15 protein-coding genes, 2 tRNA genes and 1 pseudogene are annotated in these 23,550 nt (G+C 47.3%); 10 read left to right on the plus strand and 8 right to left on the minus strand.

Going from position 1 to position 23,550, the window contains the following annotated elements; translation table 11 throughout:
• Positions 1 to 74, minus strand: a pseudogene (locus IM450_RS16070) (GDP-mannose 4,6-dehydratase); the annotation flags it as partial.
• Between the two features lie 287 nt (positions 75 to 361).
• Between IM450_RS16070 and rpsT the strand changes: the two are divergent.
• The 4 genes from rpsT to IM450_RS16090 all read left to right on the plus strand — a co-directional run bounded on the left by rpsT (position 362) and on the right by IM450_RS16090 (position 9,258).
• Positions 362 to 655: a 30S ribosomal protein S20 gene (rpsT, locus tag IM450_RS16075; protein WP_002737368.1), complete on the plus strand. Its 294-nt coding sequence runs from the start codon at positions 362 to 364 to the stop codon at positions 653 to 655.
• Between the two features lie 50 nt (positions 656 to 705).
• The gene (locus IM450_RS16080) at positions 706 to 1,485 is read left to right on the plus strand and encodes a TatD family hydrolase (protein WP_004268759.1); all 780 of its coding nucleotides are present in this window, start codon (positions 706 to 708) and stop codon (positions 1,483 to 1,485) included.
• A gap of 154 nt (positions 1,486 to 1,639) precedes the next feature.
• A complete protein-coding gene (gene rpoB, locus IM450_RS16085; protein ID WP_004268764.1) occupies positions 1,640 to 4,951 on the plus strand; it encodes a DNA-directed RNA polymerase subunit beta in 3,312 nt (1,103 codons plus the stop codon).
• 299 nt (positions 4,952 to 5,250) lie between these two features.
• The gene (locus IM450_RS16090; protein WP_004268768.1) at positions 5,251 to 9,258 is read left to right on the plus strand and encodes a DNA-directed RNA polymerase subunit beta'; all 4,008 of its coding nucleotides are present in this window, start codon (positions 5,251 to 5,253) and stop codon (positions 9,256 to 9,258) included.
• Between the two features lie 526 nt (positions 9,259 to 9,784).
• On the opposite strand, the gene IM450_RS16095 is transcribed toward IM450_RS16090, so the two are convergent.
• The 3 genes from IM450_RS16095 to IM450_RS16105 all read right to left on the minus strand — a co-directional run bounded on the left by IM450_RS16095 (position 9,785) and on the right by IM450_RS16105 (position 10,605).
• Positions 9,785 to 9,858 (minus strand) — tRNA-Pro (locus IM450_RS16095).
• Between the two features lie 40 nt (positions 9,859 to 9,898).
• Positions 9,899 to 10,414: a GNAT family N-acetyltransferase gene (locus IM450_RS16100; protein ID WP_002736326.1), complete on the minus strand. Its 516-nt coding sequence runs from the start codon at positions 10,412 to 10,414 to the stop codon at positions 9,899 to 9,901.
• A 106-nt stretch (positions 10,415 to 10,520) separates the two neighbouring features.
• A tRNA-Ser gene (locus IM450_RS16105) sits at positions 10,521 to 10,605 on the minus strand.
• 407 nt (positions 10,606 to 11,012) lie between these two features.
• Here IM450_RS16105 and IM450_RS16110 point away from each other — a divergent pair.
• The 3 genes from IM450_RS16110 to IM450_RS16120 all read left to right on the plus strand — a co-directional run bounded on the left by IM450_RS16110 (position 11,013) and on the right by IM450_RS16120 (position 16,790).
• Positions 11,013 to 11,774 carry a peptidylprolyl isomerase gene (locus IM450_RS16110; protein WP_287668471.1) on the plus strand — a complete coding sequence of 254 codons (762 nt, stop codon included), beginning with the start codon at positions 11,013 to 11,015 and terminating at the stop codon, positions 11,772 to 11,774.
• A 76-nt stretch (positions 11,775 to 11,850) separates the two neighbouring features.
• Positions 11,851 to 14,820, plus strand: a complete 2,970-nt coding sequence (locus tag IM450_RS16115; RefSeq protein WP_287668473.1) for a peptidase domain-containing ABC transporter — start codon at positions 11,851 to 11,853, stop codon at positions 14,818 to 14,820.
• A 194-nt stretch (positions 14,821 to 15,014) separates the two neighbouring features.
• Positions 15,015 to 16,790 carry an HlyD family efflux transporter periplasmic adaptor subunit gene (locus tag IM450_RS16120; RefSeq protein ID WP_287668475.1) on the plus strand — a complete coding sequence of 592 codons (1,776 nt, stop codon included), beginning with the start codon at positions 15,015 to 15,017 and terminating at the stop codon, positions 16,788 to 16,790.
• Here IM450_RS16120 and hisA read toward each other — a convergent pair.
• Entirely contained in the window at positions 16,787 to 17,548 is a 762-nt protein-coding gene (gene hisA / locus IM450_RS16125; protein WP_004268779.1) for a 1-(5-phosphoribosyl)-5-[(5-phosphoribosylamino)methylideneamino]imidazole-4-carboxamide isomerase, read from the minus strand. The genes IM450_RS16120 and hisA overlap by 4 nt on opposite strands.
• A 484-nt stretch (positions 17,549 to 18,032) precedes the next feature.
• On the opposite strand from hisA, the gene IM450_RS16130 reads away from it, so the two are divergent.
• The 3 genes from IM450_RS16130 (at position 18,033) to IM450_RS16140 (ending at position 21,110) form a co-directional block, all read left to right on the plus strand.
• Complete coding sequence (locus IM450_RS16130) at positions 18,033 to 18,314, plus strand: helix-turn-helix domain-containing protein (protein WP_287668478.1); 282 nt, start codon at positions 18,033 to 18,035, stop codon at positions 18,312 to 18,314.
• Entirely contained in the window at positions 18,298 to 18,849 is a 552-nt protein-coding gene (locus IM450_RS16135; protein WP_287668480.1) for a TolB family protein, read from the plus strand. Before IM450_RS16130 ends, IM450_RS16135 begins: the two co-directional genes overlap by 17 nt.
• A gap of 407 nt (positions 18,850 to 19,256) precedes the next feature.
• Positions 19,257 to 21,110 carry a hypothetical protein gene (locus tag IM450_RS16140; protein ID WP_287668483.1) on the plus strand — a complete coding sequence of 618 codons (1,854 nt, stop codon included), beginning with the start codon at positions 19,257 to 19,259 and terminating at the stop codon, positions 21,108 to 21,110.
• Positions 21,111 to 21,267: 157 nt separating this feature from the next.
• Here the strand turns inward: IM450_RS16140 and IM450_RS16145 are convergent, their stop codons facing one another.
• The 3 genes from IM450_RS16145 to IM450_RS16155 form a co-directional block, all read right to left on the minus strand.
• Positions 21,268 to 21,609: a DUF760 domain-containing protein gene (locus tag IM450_RS16145; RefSeq protein ID WP_002758759.1), complete on the minus strand. Its 342-nt coding sequence runs from the start codon at positions 21,607 to 21,609 to the stop codon at positions 21,268 to 21,270.
• A 190-nt stretch (positions 21,610 to 21,799) separates the two neighbouring features.
• Positions 21,800 to 22,963 carry a GuaB3 family IMP dehydrogenase-related protein gene (locus tag IM450_RS16150; RefSeq protein WP_004268784.1) on the minus strand — a complete coding sequence of 388 codons (1,164 nt, stop codon included), beginning with the start codon at positions 22,961 to 22,963 and terminating at the stop codon, positions 21,800 to 21,802.
• Positions 22,964 to 23,045: 82 nt separating this feature from the next.
• The gene (locus tag IM450_RS16155) at positions 23,046 to 23,282 is read right to left on the minus strand and encodes a hypothetical protein (protein ID WP_043997914.1); all 237 of its coding nucleotides are present in this window, start codon (positions 23,280 to 23,282) and stop codon (positions 23,046 to 23,048) included.
• Positions 23,283 to 23,550: the final 268 nt, after the last annotated feature.

Genomic DNA, 23,550 nt, shown 5'->3' on the forward strand with positions numbered 1-23,550 from the left:
AATAATAATTCGCTCAGATAGGAACCATCTTGACCGGTGATGCCGGTAATGAGGGCGCGTTTAGCTTCAGTCATCAGTAATTTACCTAATCGGAAAGAATAAAGACCATGGCACGGTCTGACTGCTTATAGCACACTTTAGTCACTGGGGACAAGTTTGGCGATAGTTATCGGCACAGTCACGGCAAAATCCCCTAAACCTGAATTGAGGTTTGGCAGTCCCCTTAAACCTCAATCCTTCCCCGTCTCTGGGGTTGCCCCACTCTTGTCCGGAAAACTCTTGCAACAAATAGCACAAATCTGTTATGATGGTTTGTCTGTGTCCCGATTAACCATACCAGTATTGAGAACAAGAAACGACTGTGGCTAATACAAAGTCTGCACTCAAACGAGTCCAAATCTCCGAAAGAAATCGTCTACGCAACAAAGCGTACAAGTCAGCCGTAAGAACCCTGATCAAAAAATGTCTTGTCGCTGTCTCGGCCTACGGAGCCAACCCTAGCCCAGAAGGGCTAGAAAGCGCCCAACAAGCTCTATCAGAAGCTTACAGTAAAATCGATAAAGCCGTCAAGCGCAACGTCTTGCACCGGAACAACGGCGCTAGAAAAAAAGCTGGTTTAGCCAAAGCCTTGCAAAAAGTTAGCCAAGCTTCCTAAGAAACAAGTAAGCTGTAATCAGGACAGACGCAACAAGCGATCGGGGGTCGATGCAATTAATAGATACGCACGTTCATCTGAACTTTGACGTTTTGCAAGCCGACTTGCCCGCTATCTCCGAACGTTGGCGAAGTGTGGGAGTCGTTCATCTGGTTCATTCCTGTGTCGAACCAGAAGAGTTTGCGGCGATTAAAGCCATTGCCGATCAATTTGAGGAAATTTCCTTCGCCGTCGGTTTACATCCCCTAGATGCCCAAAAATGGCGAGATAATAGTGCCGATCAGATCGAATCCCTAGCCCGATCTGATCGGCGCGTTGTGGCGATTGGGGAAATGGGTTTAGATTTCTATAAAGCGGATAATCAAGAGCAGCAAAAACAGGTCTTTTGGACGCAATTAGAAATCGCCCATCGTCTCGATAAACCCGTGATTATCCATTGTCGAGATGCGGCCCCGGTCATGCGGGAGGAAATCATCGCCTTTCGGCAACAAGTGGGCAAAATTCGCGGCGTGATGCACTGCTGGACTGGCAACCCCGAAGAAACTCAATGGTTTTTAGATTTGGGTTTTTACATCAGCTTTAGCGGCATTGTCACCTTCAAAAACAGTAAAACCGTGCAAGCTGCCGCCCAAATTGTCCCCAGCGATCGCCTACTGATCGAAACCGATTGCCCCTTTCTCTCCCCCAATCCCCACCGCGGTAAACCCTGTGAACCCTCTTTCGTCTTCCATGTGGCCGAAACCGTCGCCCGTCTGCGCGGCTATCCGGTCGAAACCCTAGCCGAACAAACCACCCACAACGCCCGCAACTTATTTCAACTCCCCAGTTAAAAAACATAGTTTATTAGCACAGAGCAGGGAATGGGGAAATGGGGGAATTCAACTAAAACCCTAAAATCCCAACACCCCAAAACCCCATCACCCATCCCCTCACCGCTCACTGATATCCGACCGTCGCTATCGTGTCATCAGCCCTTGTAACCCTATGAACAATCTTACCTTTAATCTCTTACCCGACCTCATCGAAATCCAACACTCCAGTTTTCGGTGGTTTTTGGAAGAAGGACTAATCGAGGAACTGAATAGCTTTTCCCCCATCAGCGACTATACAGGTAAATTAGAACTACATTTCCTCGGCCAGGACTACAGACTCAAAGAACCGAAATACAACGTCGATGAAGCCAAACGACGCGATAGCACCTATTCCGTTCAGATGTACGTTCCCACCCGTTTAATCAACAAAGAAACGGGAGAAAACATCGAACAGGAAGTCTTTATCGGCGATTTACCCCTGATGACCGAACGGGGAACCTTTATCATTAACGGTGCCGAACGAGTCATCGTCAATCAGATCGTCCGTTCTCCCGGTGTTTACTACAAAGCCGAAATCGACAAAAACGGTCGCCGCACCTACTCCGCTTCCCTGATTCCCAACCGAGGAGCTTGGTTAAAATTTGAAACCGACAAAAACGGCTTAGTCTGGGTCAGAATCGACAAAACCCGCAAATTATCCGCCCAAGTTCTTCTGAAAGCGATCGGATTGAGCGATAACGAAATCTTTGACTCCCTACGCCATCCCGAATTTTACCAAAAAACCCTCGACAAAGAAGGCAATCCCAGCGAAGAAGAGGCACTCCTCGACCTGTACCGCAAACTACGCCCCGGGGAACCTCCCACCGTCACCGGCGGGCAACAACTGCTCGAATCGCGCTTTTTTGACAATAAACGCTACGATCTCGGGCGCGTTGGTCGTTATAAACTCAACAAAAAACTACGCCTCAACGTCCCCGATAACCAGCGCGTTCTCACCACCACCGACATCTTAGCGGCGATCGACTACCTAATTAACCTAGAATTTGACATCGGCAACACCGACGATATCGACCACCTCGGCAACCGTCGCGTCCGTTCCGTGGGTGAACTGCTACAAAACCAAGTGCGAGTAGGTTTAAACCGCTTAGAAAGAATCATTCGGGAACGGATGACCGTCAGCGAATCCCAAAACCTCACCCCCGCTTCCCTAGTCAACCCGAAACCCCTAGTAGCCGCGATTAAAGAATTCTTTGGTTCCTCGCAACTCTCCCAGTTCATGGATCAAACCAACCCCCTAGCGGAATTGACCCATAAACGCCGCATTTCCGCCCTTGGACCCGGCGGTCTCACCAGGGAACGGGCCGGTTTTGCCGTGCGCGACATTCACCCCTCCCACCACGGTCGCATCTGTCCCGTGGAAACCCCAGAAGGCCCCAACGCCGGTTTAATCGGTTCCCTGGCCACCTACGCTCGCGTCAACGACTACGGTTTTATTGAAACCCCCTGTTATGTGGTGGAAAATGGCCGAGTACGCTATGATCTCCCCGTTAAATACCTAACCGCCGACGAAGAAGACGATCTGCGGGTAGCGCCGGGAGATGTGGCCACCGATGAAAATGGTTATATCCTCGGCGAAACTATCCCAGTGCGCTATCGGCAGGAATTCTCCACCACTTCCCCCGAACAAGTGGACTACGTTTGCGTTTCCCCCGTCCAAATTGTCTCGGTGGCCACTTCCCTGATTCCCTTCCTTGAACACGACGACGCTAACCGCGCCCTCATGGGTTCTAATATGCAACGACAAGCGGTTCCCCTGCTGCGTCCCGAACGTCCCCTTGTGGGGACCGGATTGGAAGCACAGGCCGCTCGCGACTCCGGCATGGTCATCGTTTCGCGTACCAATGGGGTCGTTTCCTACGTCGATGCTAACCGGATTCGCATCAAAGTGGCGGATGAAGACAAAGAGATTTTTGGTAAGAGCGAGATCGAGTACGAAATTCAGAAATATCAACGCTCTAACCAAGATACCTGCCTAAATCAGCGTCCTTTAGTCTATCAAGGGGAACAGGTTGTCCCCGGGCAGATCCTCGCCGATGGTTCCGCCACCGAAGGAGGAGAAATCGCCCTCGGACAGAATATCCTCGTCGCCTATATGCCCTGGGAAGGCTATAACTACGAAGACGCGATTTTAATCAGTGAAAGACTGGTGGCACAAGATGTCTATACCAGTATCCACATCGAAAAATACGAAATCGAAGCCCGTCAAACTAAACTTGGACCTGAGGAAATCACCAGGGAAATTCCCAACGTCGGTGAAGATGCCCTGCGAAACCTCGATGAACGCGGCATTATTCGCGTCGGTGCCTGGGTAGAAGCCAGCGATATCCTCGTCGGGAAAGTCACCCCGAAAGGCGAATCAGACCAACCTCCTGAAGAAAAACTACTGCGGGCAATTTTCGGCGAAAAGGCACGGGATGTACGCGATAACTCCCTACGCGTCCCCAACGGCGAAAAAGGTCGGGTAGTAGATGTGCGGGTATTTACCCGCGAACAGGGGGATGAATTACCCCCCGGGGCTAATATGGTGGTGCGGGTTTACGTTGCCCAAAAACGCAAAATCCAAGTGGGCGATAAAATGGCGGGTCGTCACGGCAATAAAGGGATTATTTCTCGGATTCTGCCCCTAGAAGATATGCCCTACCTACCCGATGGTCGCCCCGTCGATATCGTTCTCAATCCCCTAGGGGTTCCCAGTCGCATGAACGTCGGTCAGGTGTTTGAATGTTTACTGGGTTGGGCCGGCGAAAATCTGGGCGTGCGCTTTAAGATTACTCCCTTTGACGAAATGTATGGGGAAGAAGCCAGCCGTTTAACCGTCCACGGATTGCTCGAAAATGCCTCGAAAAAACCTAATCGCGATTGGGTGTTCAAAGAAGAACACGCGGGTAAAGTCACCGTCTACGATGGTCGCACCGGCGAACCCTTTGACCGTCCCGTTACCGTCGGTATGGCCTATATGTTAAAACTGGTTCACCTAGTTGATGATAAGATTCACGCCCGTTCTACCGGTCCCTACTCCTTGGTTACTCAGCAACCCTTGGGCGGTAAAGCTCAACAGGGGGGGCAGCGTTTCGGAGAAATGGAAGTCTGGGCCCTGGAGGCCTACGGGGCGGCCTATACCTTGCAGGAATTGCTAACGGTGAAATCCGACGATATGCAAGGACGGAATGAGGCTTTAAATGCGATCGTAAAAGGCAAGCCGATCCCCCGCCCGGGTACGCCAGAATCCTTTAAGGTTTTGATGCGAGAATTGCAATCCCTCGGCCTCGATATCGCCGTTCACAAGGTGGAAAATGCCCCCGATGGTACTTCCCGCGATGTGGAGGTGGATCTGATGGTCGATGTCGGCCGTCGCGCCCCCTCTCGCCCCACCTACGAATCCTTAACCACGGAAGACCTTGAAGAAGAAGAATCGGAAGTGTAATTTCAGTTATCAGTTATCAGTTATCAGTGAGAAGTCAGGAGTCAGGAGTCAGTCCCGATGAAAAAATTTTCACCCCCACAGATGAAAGAGGTTTCTTTCCCTACACCCCACACCCCACACCCTCTTTCCAGTCAGGAGACAGGAGAGAATTTTCAAGGAAAAAGCCAAAAAAAGGACAGTAAAGTGAAAATTTGCCTATTCCCCGTTCTCTATTCCCTGTTTGCTGTTCCCTTTTCTAACTGATAGCTGAATGCTGATGGCTGATAGCTAATAGCTGTTTACTTGTTACCCGGATCGAGATGTTTTATAACCAAACTGTTGACAAAGGAAAACTGAAAAAACTGATCGCTTGGGCCTATCAAAACTACGGTTCGGCGCGCTGTTCACAAATGGCCGATGAATTGAAAAACCTCGGTTTTCGTTTCGCTACCAAAGCAGGGGTTTCCATTAGTGTGGATGATTTAACCGTACCGCCGGCTAAACGACAAATGATCGAAAGTGCCGAACAGGAAATCCGGCAAACCGAACAGCGTTATGTGCGCGGGGAAATCACCGAAGTGGAACGCTTCCAAAAAGTAATTGACACTTGGAATAGTACATCTGAATCGCTTAAAGATGAAGTAATTCGCAACTTCCAAGTGACCGATCCCCTCAACTCCGTCTATATGATGGCTTTCTCCGGGGCGCGGGGTAATATGAGCCAAGTGCGTCAGTTAGTGGGAATGCGGGGATTAATGGCTAATCCCCAGGGGGAAATTATCGACCTCCCGATTAAGACTAACTTCCGGGAAGGATTGACCGTTACCGAATACGTTATTTCCTCCTACGGGGCGCGCAAAGGTTTAGTTGATACAGCCCTACGGACGGCAGATTCCGGTTATCTGACCCGTCGTCTCGTCGATGTGTCCCAAGATGTCATCGTCCGCGAGGCAGATTGTGGCACTAATCGTTATGTTGAATTAACTGCCATGACCGATGGCGATCGCGTGTTAATTCCCTTAAGCGATCGCTTATTAGGTCGTTCCTTGGCCGAAGATGTGGTGGTCAATGGAGAAGTGATCGCCACCCGCAACCAGATTATCGATGACGAAACCGCTGAAAAACTGGGCAAACTCGTCGATAAAATCAAAGTCCGCAGCCCCTTAACCTGTGAAGCGGCCCGATCGGTTTGCCAAACCTGTTACGGTTGGAGTCTGGCCCACGGTCATCCAGTGGATATGGGGGAAGCAGTGGGGATTATTGCCGCCCAATCGATCGGGGAACCGGGGACTCAGTTAACCATGCGTACCTTCCACACCGGGGGCGTATTTACCGGAGAAGTAGCCCGGCAAGTACGGAGTCCCTTCGAGGGAACCGTGCGTTTTCTGCCGGGGTTAAGTATCCGTAACGTGCGAACTCGCCACGGAGATGAACGGGATCAGGTGGAGGCACCGGGGGAAATTAAATTAACACCCAAGGATAAAACTAAAGAAACTGTCACCTACTCTTTGACTCCTGGTTCACTGCTATTCGTCACCGATGGGGCAACAGTAAGCGAGGAACAGTTACTAGCGGAAATTACCTCCGATAAAGTCCAAAAATCCACGGAAAAAGCCACAAAAGACGTAACCAGTGACTTAGCCGGCGAGGTGCTATTCTCCCAATTAGTCCCAGAGGAAAAAACCGATCGCCAAGGCAACACCACCCGCATCGCCCAACGGGGGGGATTACTATGGATTCTCTCCGGAGAAGTGTATAACTTGCCAACCGGGGCTGAACCCGTGGTCAGTAACGGCGATAAAGTACAAGTGGGGGATGTTCTGGCGGAAACTAAGTTGGTATCCACTAACGGCGGTTTGGTGCGTTTAGCCCCCAATAGCCGGGAAATCGATATCGTCACCGCTTCCGTGTCCTTGGATCAGGCCGAAGTAAAAGTGGAAAGTAGTGCCGGTCGGGAACAATTTATTATTCATACGGTCGATGGTCAACGCTTCCTGCTGAAAACCACTCCGGGGACAAAAGTACAGAATCATGCCATTGTCGCCGAGTTAATCGATGATCGCTATCAAACCCACACCGGCGGGATGATTAAATACGTCGATATCGAAGTCGCCAAAGGCAGCCGCAAACAGGGTTATGAAATCACCAAAGGCGGCACGATCCTCTGGATCCCCGAAGAAACCCACGAAGTTAATAAAGATATCTCCCTCTTACAGGTGGAAGATGGGCAGTATGTGGAAGCAGGGGAAGAAGTGGTTAAAGACATCTTCTGTAACTCTAGCGGTGTGGTGGAAGTCATCCAGAAAAATGACATCCTCCGGGAGATCATTGTCAAACCGGGGCTGTTATTTATGGATCTCGAACCGGAATCCTCCGGAATTGCCCAAGAACAGTTAATTTACCCCGGGACACAGTTAACCCCTGAAGTCACGATCGAGGAGTTACGGCAAGCGGAATGGGTGGAAACTAACGAGGGTTTGGGGTTACTACTGCGACCGGTACAGGAGTTCACCGTGCAAGACCAATCCACTTCTCCCACCCAAGGTTCCGCTAACCAAGAAGGAGGACGACATATCGAACTGCGATCGGTGCAGCGCATCTTCTTTAAAGACGGGGAAAGAGTTAAATCCGTCGAGGGTTGTCAACTGATCAGCACTCAATTAGTCCTAGAAATTTCTAGCGAAGAACCAGAATCGGTCTCCCATCTGACGGCCGATATCGAGTTAGAACCGATTGAGGACAGCGATTGTCAGCGTTTACAGTTAGTTATTCTGGAATCTCTGGTGATGCGTCGGGATAGTGATGGTGATCCTTTAGGGGGTAATATTCAGACTCGCGTTCTCGTCCAAGATGGCGATGAAATTCCACCAGGAGCAGTGGTGGCCAGAACCGAGATCCAGTGTAAGGAAGTTGGAGAAATTCGCGGGATTCGCAAGGGTAGCGAAGCGGTGCGCCGTCTTTTAATTGTGAGTGACCGTGACGAGTTTACTCTCCCGTTCGCCGTTGCTCCCACCGTCAAAGCTGGGGATCTGGTGATCGCCGAAACCGATATCGGTGCCGGAGTTTTAGCCCCCAATTCCGGTCAAGTGCTGGCCGTTGACAAAACCGCCACCGGCTACGAGATACGTCTGCGTAGCGCCCGACCCTACCGAGTATCGGCTGGGGCAATTCTGCACATCGATGAGGGAGATCTAGTCCAACGGGGCGATAATTTGGTGCTGTTGGTGTTTGAGCGCTCGAAAACTGGGGATATCATTCAAGGTTTACCCAGAATCGAAGAACTGCTCGAAGCGCGTAAGCCGAAAGAGGCTTGTGTCCTGGCACGCAAACCGGGATTTTGCCAAGTGGAGTACCAAGATTCTGAGATCGTCGATATTAAGGTGGTCGAGGATGACGGCACAATCAGTGAATATCCGCTTTTAGGCAGTCAAAACCCTCTGGTGAGCGATAATCAGCGCATCGATGTGGGTCAGGCGTTAACCGATGGTCAGGCTAATCCGCACGAGATTTTAGAGGTGTTCTTTAATTATTATGTGGATAGCTTGGGCAGTTACGAAGCAGCCCTGAAAGCCTTGGAAAAAACCCAGATGTTCCTCGTCGATCAGGTACAGTCGGTCTATCAGTCCCAGGGGATCGATATTGCCGATAAACATATTGAAGTGATCGTGCGTCAGATGACCTCTAAGGTGCGAATCGATGACGGCGGCGATACCAGTATGTTACCCGGGGAATTGTTGGAACTGCGACAGGTGGAGACGGTAAACGAAGCCATGTCAATCACTGGTGGGGCGGCGGCTAAATATACGCCTGTACTACTGGGAATCACCAAAGCCTCCTTGAATACCGATAGCTTTATCAGTGCTGCCTCTTTCCAAGAAACCACCCGCGTCCTCACCGAAGCGGCGATCGAAGGCAAGTCCGACTGGTTACGCGGTCTCAAGGAAAACGTGATTATCGGTCGTCTGATTCCGGCGGGTACTGGCTTCAATTCCCACGAAAACACGGCGGGGATCAGCGATTACACCCCCCCGGAAGAGGAATATAACTACAACAATCGTAGCTATTACGCTGCCCCCGGCGGTATCGGCTTCCCCCCCCGTCCCGGTTTCGGCGATAGTAGTGACGATAGCGATATGATTCTTGACGATCAAACCGCTCGCGCCTACGCTGAGGGTGATGTGGTCGATTTAGAGGATGATGAAATGGCTTTCCTCTCCTCCCGCGGCAGCAGTCGCTTTAGTCGCCAACCAATCAGCGATCGCTGGTCAGCAGCTGATGAGGAAGGGGAGGAGGACGATTTCGAGGAGGATTACGAAGAAGAAGAATAATCCTCTGTCGAGATATTACAAGGAGGAGTGGGAGATATGGGGAAGCAAGGGCAATTTTTCTAGAGAAAAACCCTTGTTATCCCCCAAAAATCTCCTGCTTTTCTCCCCAAACTCCCTAATTTTTTGGCTAATTCATACTAAATCCGGTTATTAAAGACTGATTATCTATTGCCCCTTTTGCCTGTCCTCATAAGTAGGGTTTGCTGAATAAATCTAAAAACCTTGTTGGATAAGAATTTTAGACTTTTTTCCCATCAAAAAGTGCCAGACCTTGGGGTGATCGGGGGGGAAATTTAGGCACTTTTTCCCTGAAAATTAGATAATTGACCCCCTGAAAATCGGTAAAACCCTACACCCCACACCCCACACCCCACACCCTACCCCCACGAAAAACTTTTTGCCGCAAACCCTAAGTAGCCTATACTCAACGGATTTAGTATCACCTGAGTTTGGGAATAAAAGAAGGAAGCGTTTTTTGTCAACCGGAAAGGAGACAAAGTTAAGATTTTAAGAATTTTCTCTCAAGTCGGGATGACAGGATTTGAACCTGCGGCATCCTGCTCCCAAAGCAGGCGCGCTACCAAGCTGCGCTACATCCCGAAATAAACTCCTTTTTTAGTATAGCCTAAGGGCGGCATTCTTAATCGGGATACCAAAACATCCCTTTGATACCTTCGGGATCGAGAACAAAACCGAGACGACGATAGAAATCCACCACCTGCGGATCGGCGAAAAGAGTTATATTACTGATATCCTCACCCCGCAACTTCCTGATCATAAATTTCATTAATGCTTTACCAAAGCCTTTACTTTGATAGTGAGGATGAACAACCACATCCCAGACTGTAGCATTAAAAGCGTGATCGGAAGTGGCACGAGCAAAACCCACTAAACGACGGCGATTACCTCGCACTTCCCACATCGACACCACTAAAAAACTACATTCGATCGCCTTTTTAACTTTGCGTAAAGGACGACGGGCCCAACCCACCGAGTCACAAAGTTCTTCTAACTCATAGAGATCTAGCTCTCGATCGGTACTAAAAAACACTCGCGTCTGTCCGAGGTCATTCTGGGCAACCTCTACCAAGTCTCCGGAATAGTCAGGAGATGCAGTGACTTCCGAGCTATTAAACAATCTTTTCCAAAAAACCATGCCGGGGGGCTACTGCCTCAATATTGTCCTTTTAGCCTAGTATATTTTATTTTCTCCTCTCTACGAACAATCGGGCAACCTGAGTCCAAATTTGATTGGTTGAGTACGGAGAGGGTGGGATTTGAACCCACGAACCATTGCTGGTTACTCGATTTCAAGTCGAGCGCGATCGACCACTCTGCCACCTCTCCAAGGCAGTCAGACCTATATCCTATCATTAGATCTCTTGCATAAATAAAAAAATTTTCCGCAAATGTAGGGAAAAGGGGTGCATATTATAAGGTTAAAGGTTAAAATTTCCCCTTTACCCGACTTCTGCAAGAAGTCTATTCTAGTCAATTAGGGGCGTGATTAGGGGTTTCCGAGCCAGATTTTGGGGAAGCCTATCGGCCGAACCAATTCCCCTCCCCACCCCCGCCGGGATGACCGACTTATTCCTTTAATTTCTGTAATTTTCGGCTTTCACGGGGGAAAACTCAAATTAGAATGGGGGGGAATACCTTGAAATCGCTCTTTTGACGTATAATCACCTCAATAAAATTTAGAAGCTTCTAGAGTTTATAGTTTTAAGCCTTTCTGTGAGGAAAATGTATTTATTATGAGTTCAATTATTGAAATCGGCGACCAAAAAGTTAGCGAGTCAGAGGTATTGCCTCTTTTGGCAAAATATGGTATGTTGCCCCAGTTATTCCGGGAAGTAATTATCGAGCAAGCGATCGCCAATATCAGATGCAATCCCGAAGAAAGAAACGCCGCCTATTCCCGTTTCTATCAAAATAATCAAATTGCCAACGATGAACAAATGAAATCTTGGTTACAACAAAACGGAATGGATTCCGAACAACTAGAATATCTAATTCTTCGGGACATTAAATTGGAAAAATTTAAACAGGAGACTTGGGATAACAAAGTAGAATCCTACTTCTTGCAAGTCAAAAATCAGTTGGATAAGGTGGTTTATTCGCTGATTCGGACAAAAAATATCGGCATTGCCCAAGAACTATTTTTCCGGATACAGGATCGAGAGAATAGCTTCGCTGAACTAGCAAAAAAATACTCCCAAGGGGCAGAAGCAGAAACCGGAGGACTAATTGGACCTGTGGAACTGAGCGCCCCCCATCCCCAGATCGGGCAAATTCTCAAAGCAAGTAAACCGGGGCAACTGTGGCCGCCGGCGCAAGTGGGAGAATGGGTCATAATTGTCCGGTTAGAAAAATACTTATCCTGTGAACTGGATCCTCCCACCCGTCAACGCTTACGCAATGATTTATTCCAACAATGGTTAACGGCTCAAATGCAAACAGTGAAATTTATCTCCGCGTCAAACCCAGTCAATAGCGAGCAGGTATCGATTATATAGCATTTCCTTGCAACACTGGGTAAACCTAGCCTTTTCGCCTAATTATTTGCCAACTTAGTTAATTTTCGCCTAGCTAATGAGTTATACCACCTTAGATTTTACCGCCTTTCTGGAGACTGTACAGCCCTTTGATCGCCTGCCCGTCGAGGTTAGACGTTCCCTCGGCCAGAAATTACAACCCTTTCGCTATGAGATGGGCAATGCGATACTCAAGTGCGACCGCTTACCCTCTCACCTCGTCCTTCTCTACGAGGGAGAGGCCAGACTTTTGGGTTACGATGCTAGGGTTAACAATCCCCTACCAGTTACTTTGGCTAAATTACAGCCGGGGGATTTATTCGGGTGGATGAGTCTTCTGCGCGGTACCCCCTGTGAAACGGTTATCGCTTCTTCGGAAGTCACGATCTGTTTAACCTTAAAAGAAGAGGATTTTTGGTATTTAATCAATAATTACCCCGAATTTAAGGAACATTTCTTTAAAGAAACCTCGATCGCTGAAGTTTATGCTCTCCTAGGCTCCTATCTTAATCAACAGGCCTGGGGTGGGGGGGACCTGAAAGAAATTGCTCAAGCTCTTGTAAACAAAGCTTGTGTGTCCTACAACCAGATTAACGATGATTATCTCTGGTTAGTCAGCGAAAATACCGATAATTATCCTATCGGCACAGTTATCACCCAGAATAATCCGACTAACACCCGTTTATTAGGTCTTTCCTCCAATCAGTTAGACGAATTCCTGACAGTTGCCACCGAAGCGGCCGCAGAAACAGAAACGGATGATATCCTAGAAACCCAAGTCATCAAAGGAAATAAACCCACCCAGGTATTAGATATCCCCCAGGGAAAAATAAGCGACATCACCAGCGATATCGACCTTGAAAAAACTGTCGAGAAAAACCGGAAATCCTATCCCTTTTTCAGGGGAAAAACGGAACTAGAGGCGGTGAGTGCCTGTTTTCAGATGATCTGCAAATATTTTAATATCCCCTTTCGCAAGGACGTGATCCAACGCATACTAGGGGATCAACTGCAAAGAACTGGCAGCCTTTCCCTGCCCCTGTGTGGGGCTGTGGCTGAGGTAGTGGGACTCCATAGCCAATTAGTACCCCTAAATGCTACTTCCTTGCCCAATATCAATCCTCCTGCCCTAATTCGCTGGCAAGACAGCATCGTTATCCTCTACGAAATTAATCAACGGGAAACCACGATCGCCGTTCCCGAACGGGGGATAATTAAACGCAAAACCAGCGAATTTCTGGAATCTTGGGGCGAAAAAGGGGAAGTAATTCTGCTCAAACCCACCAAACACACCCAGCAACAGCGTTTTGGCCTATCATGGTTTTGGCCTTCTGTCAAGAAACATAAACGAGTCTTAATAGAAGTTTTTATCGCTTCTTTCTTCGTGCAGTTATTTGCCCTGGCCAATCCCTTGATGATTCAGGTGATCATCGATAAAGTGATCGTGCAGAATAGCCCAGAAACCCTGAATACCCTCGGGGTTTTCCTGTTGGTAATTGCCGTTTTTGAGGGAATTTTAACCTTTTTGAGAACATCCCTGTTTGTCGATACCACTAACCGCATCGACATGACCCTTGGTTCAGAAATTATCGATCACCTGCTGCGCTTACCCCTGAAATACTTTGAACGGCGGCCGGTGGGGGAAATTTCGACAAGAATCAACGAATTAGAGAATATTCGGCAATTTTTAACAGGTACAGCCCTAACGGTGGTATTAGATGCCATTTTCTCGGTTATCTACATCGTGGTTATGTTGATCTATAGCCCGATTCTAACCGTTTGGGCCCTGGGAGTCGTGCCGATTTTAGTTCTCTCCACAGCTATTTTCGCACCGATCGTGCGGCGACAACTGCGAGCAAAAGCCGAACGAAATGCCGAAACCCAATCCTATCTAGTGGAGGTAATGACGGGAATTCAAACGGTGAAAGCACAGAATATCGAATTGCGTTCCCGTTGGCAGTGGCAAGAACGTTATGCGCGCTATGTGGCCGAAGGTTTTCAAACGGTAATGACCTCAACTTTGGCTGGTTCCTTTAGTCACTTCTTTAACCAATTATCGGGTTTATTAGTGCTGTGGGTGGGAGCGGCCTTAGTTTTGGACCAAAAACTCACCCTTGGTCAATTAATCGCCTTCCGGATTATCGCTTCCTACGTTACCTCGCCGATTCTGCGTTTGACCCAACTCTGGCAAAACTTCCAAGAAACCGGCTTATCCCTGGAAAGATTAGCCGATATCGTCGATACTCCCCAAGAAGCGGAACTTGATCGCCAAAATATACCCATGCCCTTAATTAAAGGCCATGTCACCTACGAAAACCTCGCTTTCCGCTTCAATCCCCACGGCGCCCTGCAACTATACAACGTCAATTTAGAATTCCCCGCCGGCACCTTTGTCGCTTTGGTGGGAGAAAGTGGCGCCGGAAAAAGTACCGTCACTAAATTGTTAGCCCGTCTCTATGAACCAGAATCGGGACGGATTCTCATTGATGGCTACGATATTAACAAAGTGGAACTCTATTCCCTGCGTCGTCAAATCGGCATGGTTCCCCAAGAAACCCTATTATTTGACGGTACGGTACAGGAAAATATCGCCCTGACTAACCCCGATGCTACTGTGGAGGAAATTGTCTCGGCAGCGAAAACAGCGGCGGCCCACGAATTTATTATGACCCTGCCCAATGGCTATAATACCCGTGTCGGTGAACGGGGAGCATCCCTATCGGGGGGACAACGACAACGGGTTGCGATCGCTCGTTCCGTCCTGCAAAGACCGCAAATTCTCATTCTTGATGAGGCCACCAGCGCCCTCGACTATAATACCGAACGGCAAGTGTGTCTGAATCTCAAAGAAGCTTTCAAGGATCATACGGTCTTTTTTATCACCCATCGTCTAGCTTCGATCAAATCCGCCGATATTATTGTCATGATGGATAAAGGGACAGTAGCGGAGGAAGGCACCCACGAGGAATTAATGGCGAAAAAAGGCCTTTACTATACCCTCTATAAACAACAGGATTCGCAAATCTAGTCAGTCGGGAGACAGGGATTAGGGGATAGGGAAATGGGGAAATGGGGAAATGGGGAAATGGGGAAGTTTCAACTAATACCCCAAAACCCCCCGCAACGCGCACGCAGTGACCACCCCACACCCTACACCCTACACCCCACACCCTACACCCACGAAAAACTTTTTCAGCAAACCCTAAATATAGGAGTATCCCCATGAACGATAATTCTAACAACGGTCAAAACGGCAACGGCAACGGCAACGGTAAAAGCGATGAACTGACCCAAGCGGGCAAAAACGTGGCCACTACCACGAAAAATAAAAGTATTACCCCTTCCTTACCCACTTTCAGCCCACCGGAACAATCGGTGATCCTGAAACAATCGCCCATTTGGTCGCGGACGATTATCTGGACATTAATGAGTGTCACCACTGCCGCTTTAATTTGGTCAGCATTCGCCAAAATCGAGCAGGTGGTGGGTGCCCAAGGACAACTTAAACCCCAGGGCAAAGTGCAAGAAGTACAAGCACCGGTGAATGGGGTAGTACAGGAAGTTAAAGTTAAAGACGGCGATCGAGTTAACAAAGGTGATTTACTGGTTTTAATGGATTCCAGTGCCTCGAAAGTGCAGTTAGAATCCTTGGCAAAAATTCGCGCCACTGCCGAGAAGGAAAATCAATTCTATCGTCTCTTAATGGCGCAGGATTTGACACCGGCACAAGTGGAGAGTTCGATCGCTCAATTAAAATTACCGAGTGAAATCGCCGATTTAGCCCGTAATCGTGCCGTTTTAGTGGCAGAAAATCAACTTTATCAAGCACAGGTCAGTGGAGCTGCTTCTAGCTCTGCTTTACAAGGGGATGAGTTAGCCCGTCTAGCGGCTGCCCGACGGGAGTCCAATTCTCGACAAGCGGCCGCTAGATTGGAAATGGAACAATTAGAAAAACAATTAGCCCAAACCACGGTACAGTTGGCCGATGCCCGCTCGCAATTAATCAATGATCGTTTCGTCTTAGAAGAAATTAAGACTCGTAATGCCAATTCGATGAAGCAGGGCCAAGAAAGCTTGGATATCGAGCGTAATATTCTTAAGGATATTGAACCCTTGGTAGAAGAAGGGGCGGTCGCCCGTTATCAGATCAACAAGCAAAAACAATCGGTAACTGATCGCCAGAATGAATTACAGCAGCAAGAGGCTAACGGCAAAATCGATCGAGAAAAACAAGAGAAAGAAGTACAAACCCGCATCGCCGAAATTTCCCGCCTGGAACAGGAAGAAAAGCGTTATTTCCTGTTGATCTCCCAAGCGCGAGAAAAGCTGATTAATACCACGGTAATCACGGAAAAAGATGTGCGCGATAAAATGGCGGACAATTACAAACGGATCGCTGAAATCGATAGTCAGATCAGTCGCGTTATCATTGATAATAACAAGCGCATTGCTGAGTTAGATAGTGAAATTAGTCAAGCACAACAGACGATTAAATATCAAAAAATTACCGCCCCGATTGATGGTGTGGTCTTCGATCTCAAGGCCCGGCCCGGGTTTGTTCCCCAACCAAGTCAAGCGGAAGCATTATTAAAACTTGTTCCCGATGGCTGTCCCACTGAGGTGAAAGATGCCGCTAAAGGTTGTTTAGTGGCAGAGGTGGACGTGACTAACCAAGACATCGGTTTTGTGCGCGAGGGACAAAAAGCTGATATTCGCATTGATTCCTTTTCTTATAGTGAATACGGCGATATTAAGGGAGAAGTAATCTCGATCGGTTCCGATGCTTTACCTCCCGATGAAAATCACCGTTTTTATCGGTTCCCTGTCCGGGTACGCTTGAACAGTCAAGATTTAGTTTTGAAAGATCAATCCACTCTACCCCTGCAATCGGGGATGTCCGTGAGCGTTAACATCAAAGTCAATGAAAATCGCACCGTTTTGGGACTATTTACCGATATGTTCAATAAACAGGTGGATACTCTCAAACAAGTCCGTTAAGCGAAAAAATTCGGGGGTACATCCTGCCAACGGCCCGAACCGATGGCGTTAATCGCTTCCGAGAGGTTAACTGCACCGGTATAAAGAGCGCGGCCTACGATTACTCCCGTTACTCCTAAAGGTTCCAAAGACAATAAACTCAGTAAGTCTGTCAGGGAACTAATACCCCCGGAGGCGATTACGGGAATTTCGACAGATTCGGCTAATTCTCGCAAAGCGGCGAGATTAGGGCCAGAAAGCGTGCCATCTCGATGAATATCAGTGTATATAATCGTGCTGGCTCCTCTTTTTGCCATATCTTGCCCAAGAGCGATCGCCTCTACCTCGGAAGTTTCTAACCAACCCCGCGTGGCTACTTTGCCATCGCGAGCATCAATACCGACAATTATTTGCCCCGGAAAGCTTTGACAAAGTTCGCTGACTAATTCTGGCTTTTCTACGGCTACTGTCCCTAAAATCGCCTTTTCTACCCCGATTTTTAGGAGATTACTCACCGTTTCTAGATCCCGCAGTCCACCCCCCACCTGTACGGGAATGGCAATATCATTAAGAATTGTTTCAATAGTTGACAAATTAACCGATTTACCCTCTTTGGCTCCATCCAAATCGACTAAATGTAATCTGGTTGCCCCCTGATTGACCCATTCTCGCGCCACTATTGCGGGATTATCGTTAAAAACCTGCGATTGTTGGTAATCTCCCTGATAAAGTCGCACACATTTGCCATCGAGAATATCAATAGCGGGGATAACTTCCATGTTTTTCTCAATATCTAACTAAGGAGCGTTTTTTATTATATAGTACCAGCCGTCAGCCTTGAATCAGTGATCGGTGATCAGTTTTGAGTCTGACAGGGGAACAAACCCTCTCAAAGCATTGTCCGTAAAGGTTTTGAGACTCCTCAGTTACAAACAGATACATCGCTTTCAGCCAAAAAGCTAAGGAGAGAATCAGGGATTTGGGCGAACTTACTAGAAATCTTTATCAACAACGGGGGATCAGCTGCATCGAACTTTTTTGCTCGAACACCCCAAAAAGCCTGTGCTGTAAGGAGTTCAGCCAGTTTGTCCTCCTGTCAGGTTTTGAGTATTCAGTGAGCAGTATGTATTAAGTGTGCATCATCAAATGGCAGTAACAGTGCTGTATTTTCACTGATTACTGATCACTGATTACTGATTATCGATTCCTAGGAGAAAAATTTCTTCTAGAATGATAAGTAGATATACTAGAGGAATTATACTCATGTCTGCTGGGAAGTTTCAAACAGCCGCTTCATTATCCGATCGAGAGCTAGAAATACTCGATTTGGTGGCTAATGGTTTAACTAATCAAGAAATCTCGGAAAAGCTAGAGATTAGTAAGCGTACCGTCGATAATCATATTAGTAATATCTTGACAAAAACAAAAACCGATAATCGGGTGGAATTGGTGCGTTGGGCATTGCATTGGGGTAAAGTTTGTCTGGATGATATTAATTGTTGTATCCTTCCTTCCCCGGTGCCGACCGATGAGCAGGTTTCCTAAACTTCTGGGACTTTTGCTTGCGGTTAATATCATCAGTCTGGGGGGATGTAGTGATGCGGGTTTTGTCACCCCTCCCCAACAGCTTTTAGGAAATACTTTAAATACTCCTTCCTCTGAAGATAATCCCCGTTTTAACTACGATGGTCGTTATCTGGTCTTTGCCTCCGATCGCAGGGGTCAACGAACGATTTATTTATTCGATCGAGTGGCTAATCGTTTAGTTCCCCTACCCGGGTTAAATCAAGCAAAAACCTATCAAGATCAACCGGATATTAGTGCCGATGGTCGCTATATTGTTTATGTGTCGGAACAGTCCGGTAAACCCGATATATATATTTATGATCGACAAACTCTGCAAGCAAAAAATATCACCGACAATATTTTAGGAGAAGTGCGTCGTCCGACGATTAGTGGTAACGGTCGTTTTATTGCTTTTGAAAGTAATCGTTTCGGTCAATGGAATCTGGAAATATTCGATCGAGGTGGCGAAATTTCTCCTTCTTTACCCCCGATCAATTCTTCCCCGTCCCGATAATCAGTGATCACTAAACAGTAATCAGTGATCAGTGAAAAAACAGCACTGTTACTGCCAATAGACCTCGACCTAATATTATCCCAAGACCAAAAGTCTTTCTAGTTAAGGAATCTACCTGAATAAAAATTATTTTAATTGCCTCATATTTTTTCAGTAAAATTGAATTAGCAACGATAGATATACATTACAGCCATTGAACTGCTTAGTTAGTACATAGACCAAAAGCAAGCTGTGACTGGGTTATAATTTTTGGAGATGTCTAATGATGCTCACTTAATACATACTACTCACTGATAACTGATAACTGATAACTGATAACTGATAAGGCCGACAGCTTTCTTTTGCCTTTGGCCTTTTTACTTGCTATAAAGTAGGTTTATTTAAGAAATGGAGGGAATCATCATCCTATGGCGATAATGACAAAATCATTTAGACAAAGACTGGCAGAGATTTTCGGGTTTGACCTGCGATCGCTGGCTTTATTTCGCATTGCCTTGGCGTTGGTGGTTTTAGTCGATTTATCGGTTCGTTTTAGCCAAGTAACTGCCCATTACAGCGAATTAGGTGTTTTACCCCTAGAAAGCTTATCGAAAGTCTCTGCTAGTCCTTTTTACTGGTCGATTTTTGCTCTCAGTGACTCGGTACTGGTGCAGAGTATCCTGTTTATTGTCGCTATAGCGATCGCATTATTGCTTTTAATTGGCTATCATACCCGTTTAGCCACGATCGCCACTTGGGCGCTAATCGTCTCTTTACATCATCGCAACCCCCTGTTACTATTTGCCGCCGATGACGTAATCCGGGCAGTATTATTCTGGGCGATGTTTTTACCCCTCGGTGCCTGTTATTCCGTGGAAAGTGCCTTAAACACCAATCCCAACCCCTTACCCAAGCGAGTGGTTTCGGCTGCCACGGTGGCTTTGATGATACAAATTTGTTATATCTATATGTGGTCAGCGGCCTTTAAAACCAAAAGTGAAACTTGGTGGCCCGATGGTACGGCCGTTTATTACTCTCTCAGTTACGATCAATACGGTACTGCTTTTGCTGGTTTCTTACTATCTTTACCGCCAGAATTACTAAAAATCCTGACCTTTTCAGCGTTAATCTTTGAATGGGTAGGTCCACTGCTAATTTTTATTCCCTTTCGCAATAGTTTCTTTAAAATAGTCGCTATTCTTTCGTTTATTCTCTTACATATCGGTTTTGGTCTCAGTTTTCATCTGGGAATTTTCCCGTTTTTGAGTATTACCCATTGGTTGCCCATCATCCCTAGTCTTGTCTGGGATTGGGGACAAAAACGGATGAGAAACCCAGAAAGAGAAGGTTTAAGGATTAATTATGATCGAGATTGTGGATTTTGCAAAAAAGTTGTTCATCTTCTCCGCACTTTTCTTATTTTACCAGGCACTCCCCTGTTAGTCGCTCAGGATAACCCCTCAATATACGAGGATATGGTAGCCCAAAATTCTTGGGTGGTGGAAGATTGGCAGGGAAAACGTCGGTTTAAATGGTCAGCAGTGGTTTATATTGTCAGTCTTTCGCCAATTTTCTGGTTTTTAGCGCCAATTTTGCGTTTACCGCCCCTCATGGCCTTGGGAACGAGAATTTATGAGTGGATTGCCTCCCATCGTCGTTTTATGGGCAATTTCACCAAACCGCTCAAGTTTCGTCCCCTAACGATTAAATCCTCTTTACCTTTAAATATTTTGGTAGTTTTCTTCTTATTTTTGGCCAGTATCTGGAATTTACGCAGTTTTGTCCGGCAATCGGTCGATAGGGGCGATTTAAATACACCTTTAGTTCAATCCCTCGATCGCTTGCTCACCCGTCGTACTTTTAATACAATTGATATTCTGGCAAGAGTTACCCGTTTAGACCAATATTGGACTATTTTTGCTCCTGGTCCGCCCCGGGATGATGCTTGGTTTGTGGCAGTCAGTCAATTAGCCGATGGTTCCACGGTAGATATATTTAGAGAAGGACAGCCGGTAATTTGGGATAAACCCACGGAAAGCGATCGCAATCGTTTGTATAAAACCATGCAGTGGCGACAATATTTTATTAATCTTAATCGAGCTATCGGTCGGTCAGTTTATGGAGAGTTTGGTCAGTATCTCTGTCAAAACTGGAATCAGCAGCACAGTAGTGATCAACAGATTAAATCCCTGCAACTTTATATTATGCGGGAAAGAACTGTCCCCCCCGGAGAAAAACAGGGAATCGAAAAAGAGCTAATCTGGCAGCAAAATTGTCTTTAATCAGTTATCAGTTATCAGTTATCAGTTATCAGTTATTAGTCAGATAAAAGTTATATGGCTAACTAATGCAATAAAAGACAACTAAAAATGGACAACTGATAGCTGATTACCGATTGCTTCTTTTTCCCTTTCCAACTAACCTAACTACCGCTCAACTTTAAAAATCGCTAGAACCGCTCTGGAGAGTAGCGAGGGATCTTTCAAAATTCATTCTCTGTTCAGCATTGCGGAGAAAGTAACCACTCATCATTGCCGAGGCCAATAACCGGCCCAGATGTTCGCGACTGGTACTGATAGTGACACCGAAATGTTCGGAAGGAAGGTTGCCCAAAAGTCCGATAATGTTGCGTTCCATCACTTGGAAAACCTCTTGGGATTCTGGTTTCGAGAGTTGGGCGATTGTTTCGGGACTTAAGGTCTGGACATACTGCCACAAACTCTCAGAAAATTCACTATCGGTACCGAATAAATTGTGAGGGCGATCGTTTTCTCTATACACCTTTGATCTCCTGAACTCAATTTTTTTATAAACTATCCTTTTGGTTCTTCCAATTTAACAGTTTTTTGAGATAGTGGGAGTCGGTAGAACCGAACCTGAACGGAATGGTTATACCAAGCAAAAAACCCATCTCCAGCAAAAATAAAAAACTTAACACTGATGATAACCGATCACTGTTCACTGATAACTTTTATTTACCCATACCTAAATGCTGGGCCTTTTGATAGACTTTACCCTCCGTCAGCAGCGAGGGGGCAATCACCACTTCCACCTGTTGCATTTCCTTTAAGTTCTTAGCACCTAAAGTTCCCATACTGGTTTTCAGCGCCCCTAGGAGGTTATGAGTACCATCATCTAATTTTGCCGGTCCGACGAGGATTTCGGCAATAGTTCCGGTACTGCCCACACTAATTCGGGTTCCCCGGGGTAGAACCGGACTAGGTGTGGCCATACCCCAGTGAAAACCGCGGCCGGGGGCCTCCACGGACCGGGCAATGGGAGAACCAATCATCACCGCATCGGCGCCACAGGCGATACATTTGCAGATATCACCGCCGGTAATAATGCCGCCATCGGCAATAACGGGGACGTATTTACCGGTTTCTCGGAAAAAATCGTCCCTAGCGGCGGCACAATCGGCCACAGCAGTGGCCTGGGGAACTCCCACTCCTAAAACGCCGCGAGAAGTACAGGCAGCCCCCGGACCGATACCGACTAAAACCCCAGCTGCCCCAGTTTTCATCAGGTTAAGGGCGACTTCGTAGGTGACGCAGTTACCCAAAACCACGGGAATGGGCATTTCTTGACACAGTTGTACTAAATCGAGGGGGGTGATAGCTTCCGGGGATAAATGGGCAGTGGAAACGACGGTTGCTTGGACAAAGAGAATATCGGCCGCTGCTTGGGCAACGATAGCACCGTATTTGACGGCACCGGCAGGGGTGAGGCTAACTGCCGCAATACCGCCTTTTTCTTGAATTTCTTGGATACGAAGCTCGATTAGTTGCGGTTTAATCGGTTCTGCGTAGAGTTCCTGCATTAAACCGACGAATTCTGCTTTGCCGACCGCCGCAATGCGATCAAGAATCGGGTTAGGATCCTCGTAACGAGTTTGAATACCTTCGAGGTTTAGTACCCCTAGCGCCCCCAACTCGGAGAGAAGGACGGCCATTTTAGTATCCACCACCCCATCCATAGCGCTGGCGATAATCGGGATTTCCCGCTCGATATTGCCGAGAGACCAACGGGTATCGGCTAAACTAGGATCGAGGGTTCGCACTCCGGGTACAAGTGCGATTTCATCGATACCGTAAGCTCTACGGGCTGTTTTGCCCCGACCAATAATTGTATCCACGTTTCTATACTATTTCAGACCTATTTAGCCTAGACTAGCAAATTTCGCACCATCTCGAAAAGCTTTTCGGTATTATGGCAAACTAGGCCCCGGGAAAATAATCACCGCAGTCGATCGCTTGTTCGGTGTTGGCGCTCCTGGGTTGTACACTACATTTGAGGCGATAATCGTTGGTAAAGTAGCGGCAGTGGGAGCAAGGGATGGAGTGCATCCGTCGGGCAACTTGCCAACTATCGCGCACGGCACTGGCTAAAGACCAGCAAACTAAAGCGATAATGGCAGCGGCGATTGAAAAACGTAAAATAATCCAGATTTCCATGGCGAGCAACTAAAATTACCTGATGTGGATGGGAATCAACCGAGGCAATCGGCAGAGGGTTAGATACTGAACAGTTTACTTAGGGTTTGCTGAAAAAGCTTTTCCTGGGGGCAGGGTGTGGGGTGTGGGGTGTGGGGTGTGGGGTTTTACCCATTTTCAGGGGGTCAATTACCTAATTTTCAGGGAAAAAGTACCTGAATTTTCCCCCCAATCACTCCAAAGGTCGGCACTTTTTGAGGGAAAACAAGTCTAAAAACCCTATCCAACA

It is taken from the genome of Microcystis sp. M083S1, assembly GCF_020246405.1.
Classification (GTDB): Bacteria; Cyanobacteriota; Cyanobacteriia; order Cyanobacteriales; family Microcystaceae; genus Microcystis; species Microcystis aeruginosa_C.

Bases quoted from the DNA above. Each gene is read 5' to 3' on its own strand.
- IM450_RS16080 (WP_004268759.1), top strand. From the start codon at position 706: ATGCAATTAATAGATACGCACGTTCATCTGAACTTTGACGTTTTGCAA.
- rpoB (WP_004268764.1), top strand. From the start codon at position 1,640: ATGAACAATCTTACCTTTAATCTCTTACCCGACCTCATCGAAATCCAA.
- IM450_RS16090 (WP_004268768.1), top strand. From the start codon at position 5,251: ATGTTTTATAACCAAACTGTTGACAAAGGAAAACTGAAAAAACTGATC.
- IM450_RS16100 (WP_002736326.1), bottom strand. From the start codon at position 10,414: ATGGTTTTTTGGAAAAGATTGTTTAATAGCTCGGAAGTCACTGCATCT.
- IM450_RS16110 (WP_287668471.1), top strand. From the start codon at position 11,013: ATGAGTTCAATTATTGAAATCGGCGACCAAAAAGTTAGCGAGTCAGAG.
- IM450_RS16115 (WP_287668473.1), top strand. From the start codon at position 11,851: ATGAGTTATACCACCTTAGATTTTACCGCCTTTCTGGAGACTGTACAG.
- IM450_RS16120 (WP_287668475.1), top strand. From the start codon at position 15,015: ATGAACGATAATTCTAACAACGGTCAAAACGGCAACGGCAACGGCAAC.
- hisA (WP_004268779.1), bottom strand. From the start codon at position 17,548: ATGGAAGTTATCCCCGCTATTGATATTCTCGATGGCAAATGTGTGCGA.
- IM450_RS16130 (WP_287668478.1), top strand. From the start codon at position 18,033: ATGTCTGCTGGGAAGTTTCAAACAGCCGCTTCATTATCCGATCGAGAG.
- IM450_RS16135 (WP_287668480.1), top strand. From the start codon at position 18,298: ATGAGCAGGTTTCCTAAACTTCTGGGACTTTTGCTTGCGGTTAATATC.
- IM450_RS16140 (WP_287668483.1), top strand. From the start codon at position 19,257: ATGGCGATAATGACAAAATCATTTAGACAAAGACTGGCAGAGATTTTC.
- IM450_RS16155 (WP_043997914.1), bottom strand. From the start codon at position 23,282: ATGGAAATCTGGATTATTTTACGTTTTTCAATCGCCGCTGCCATTATC.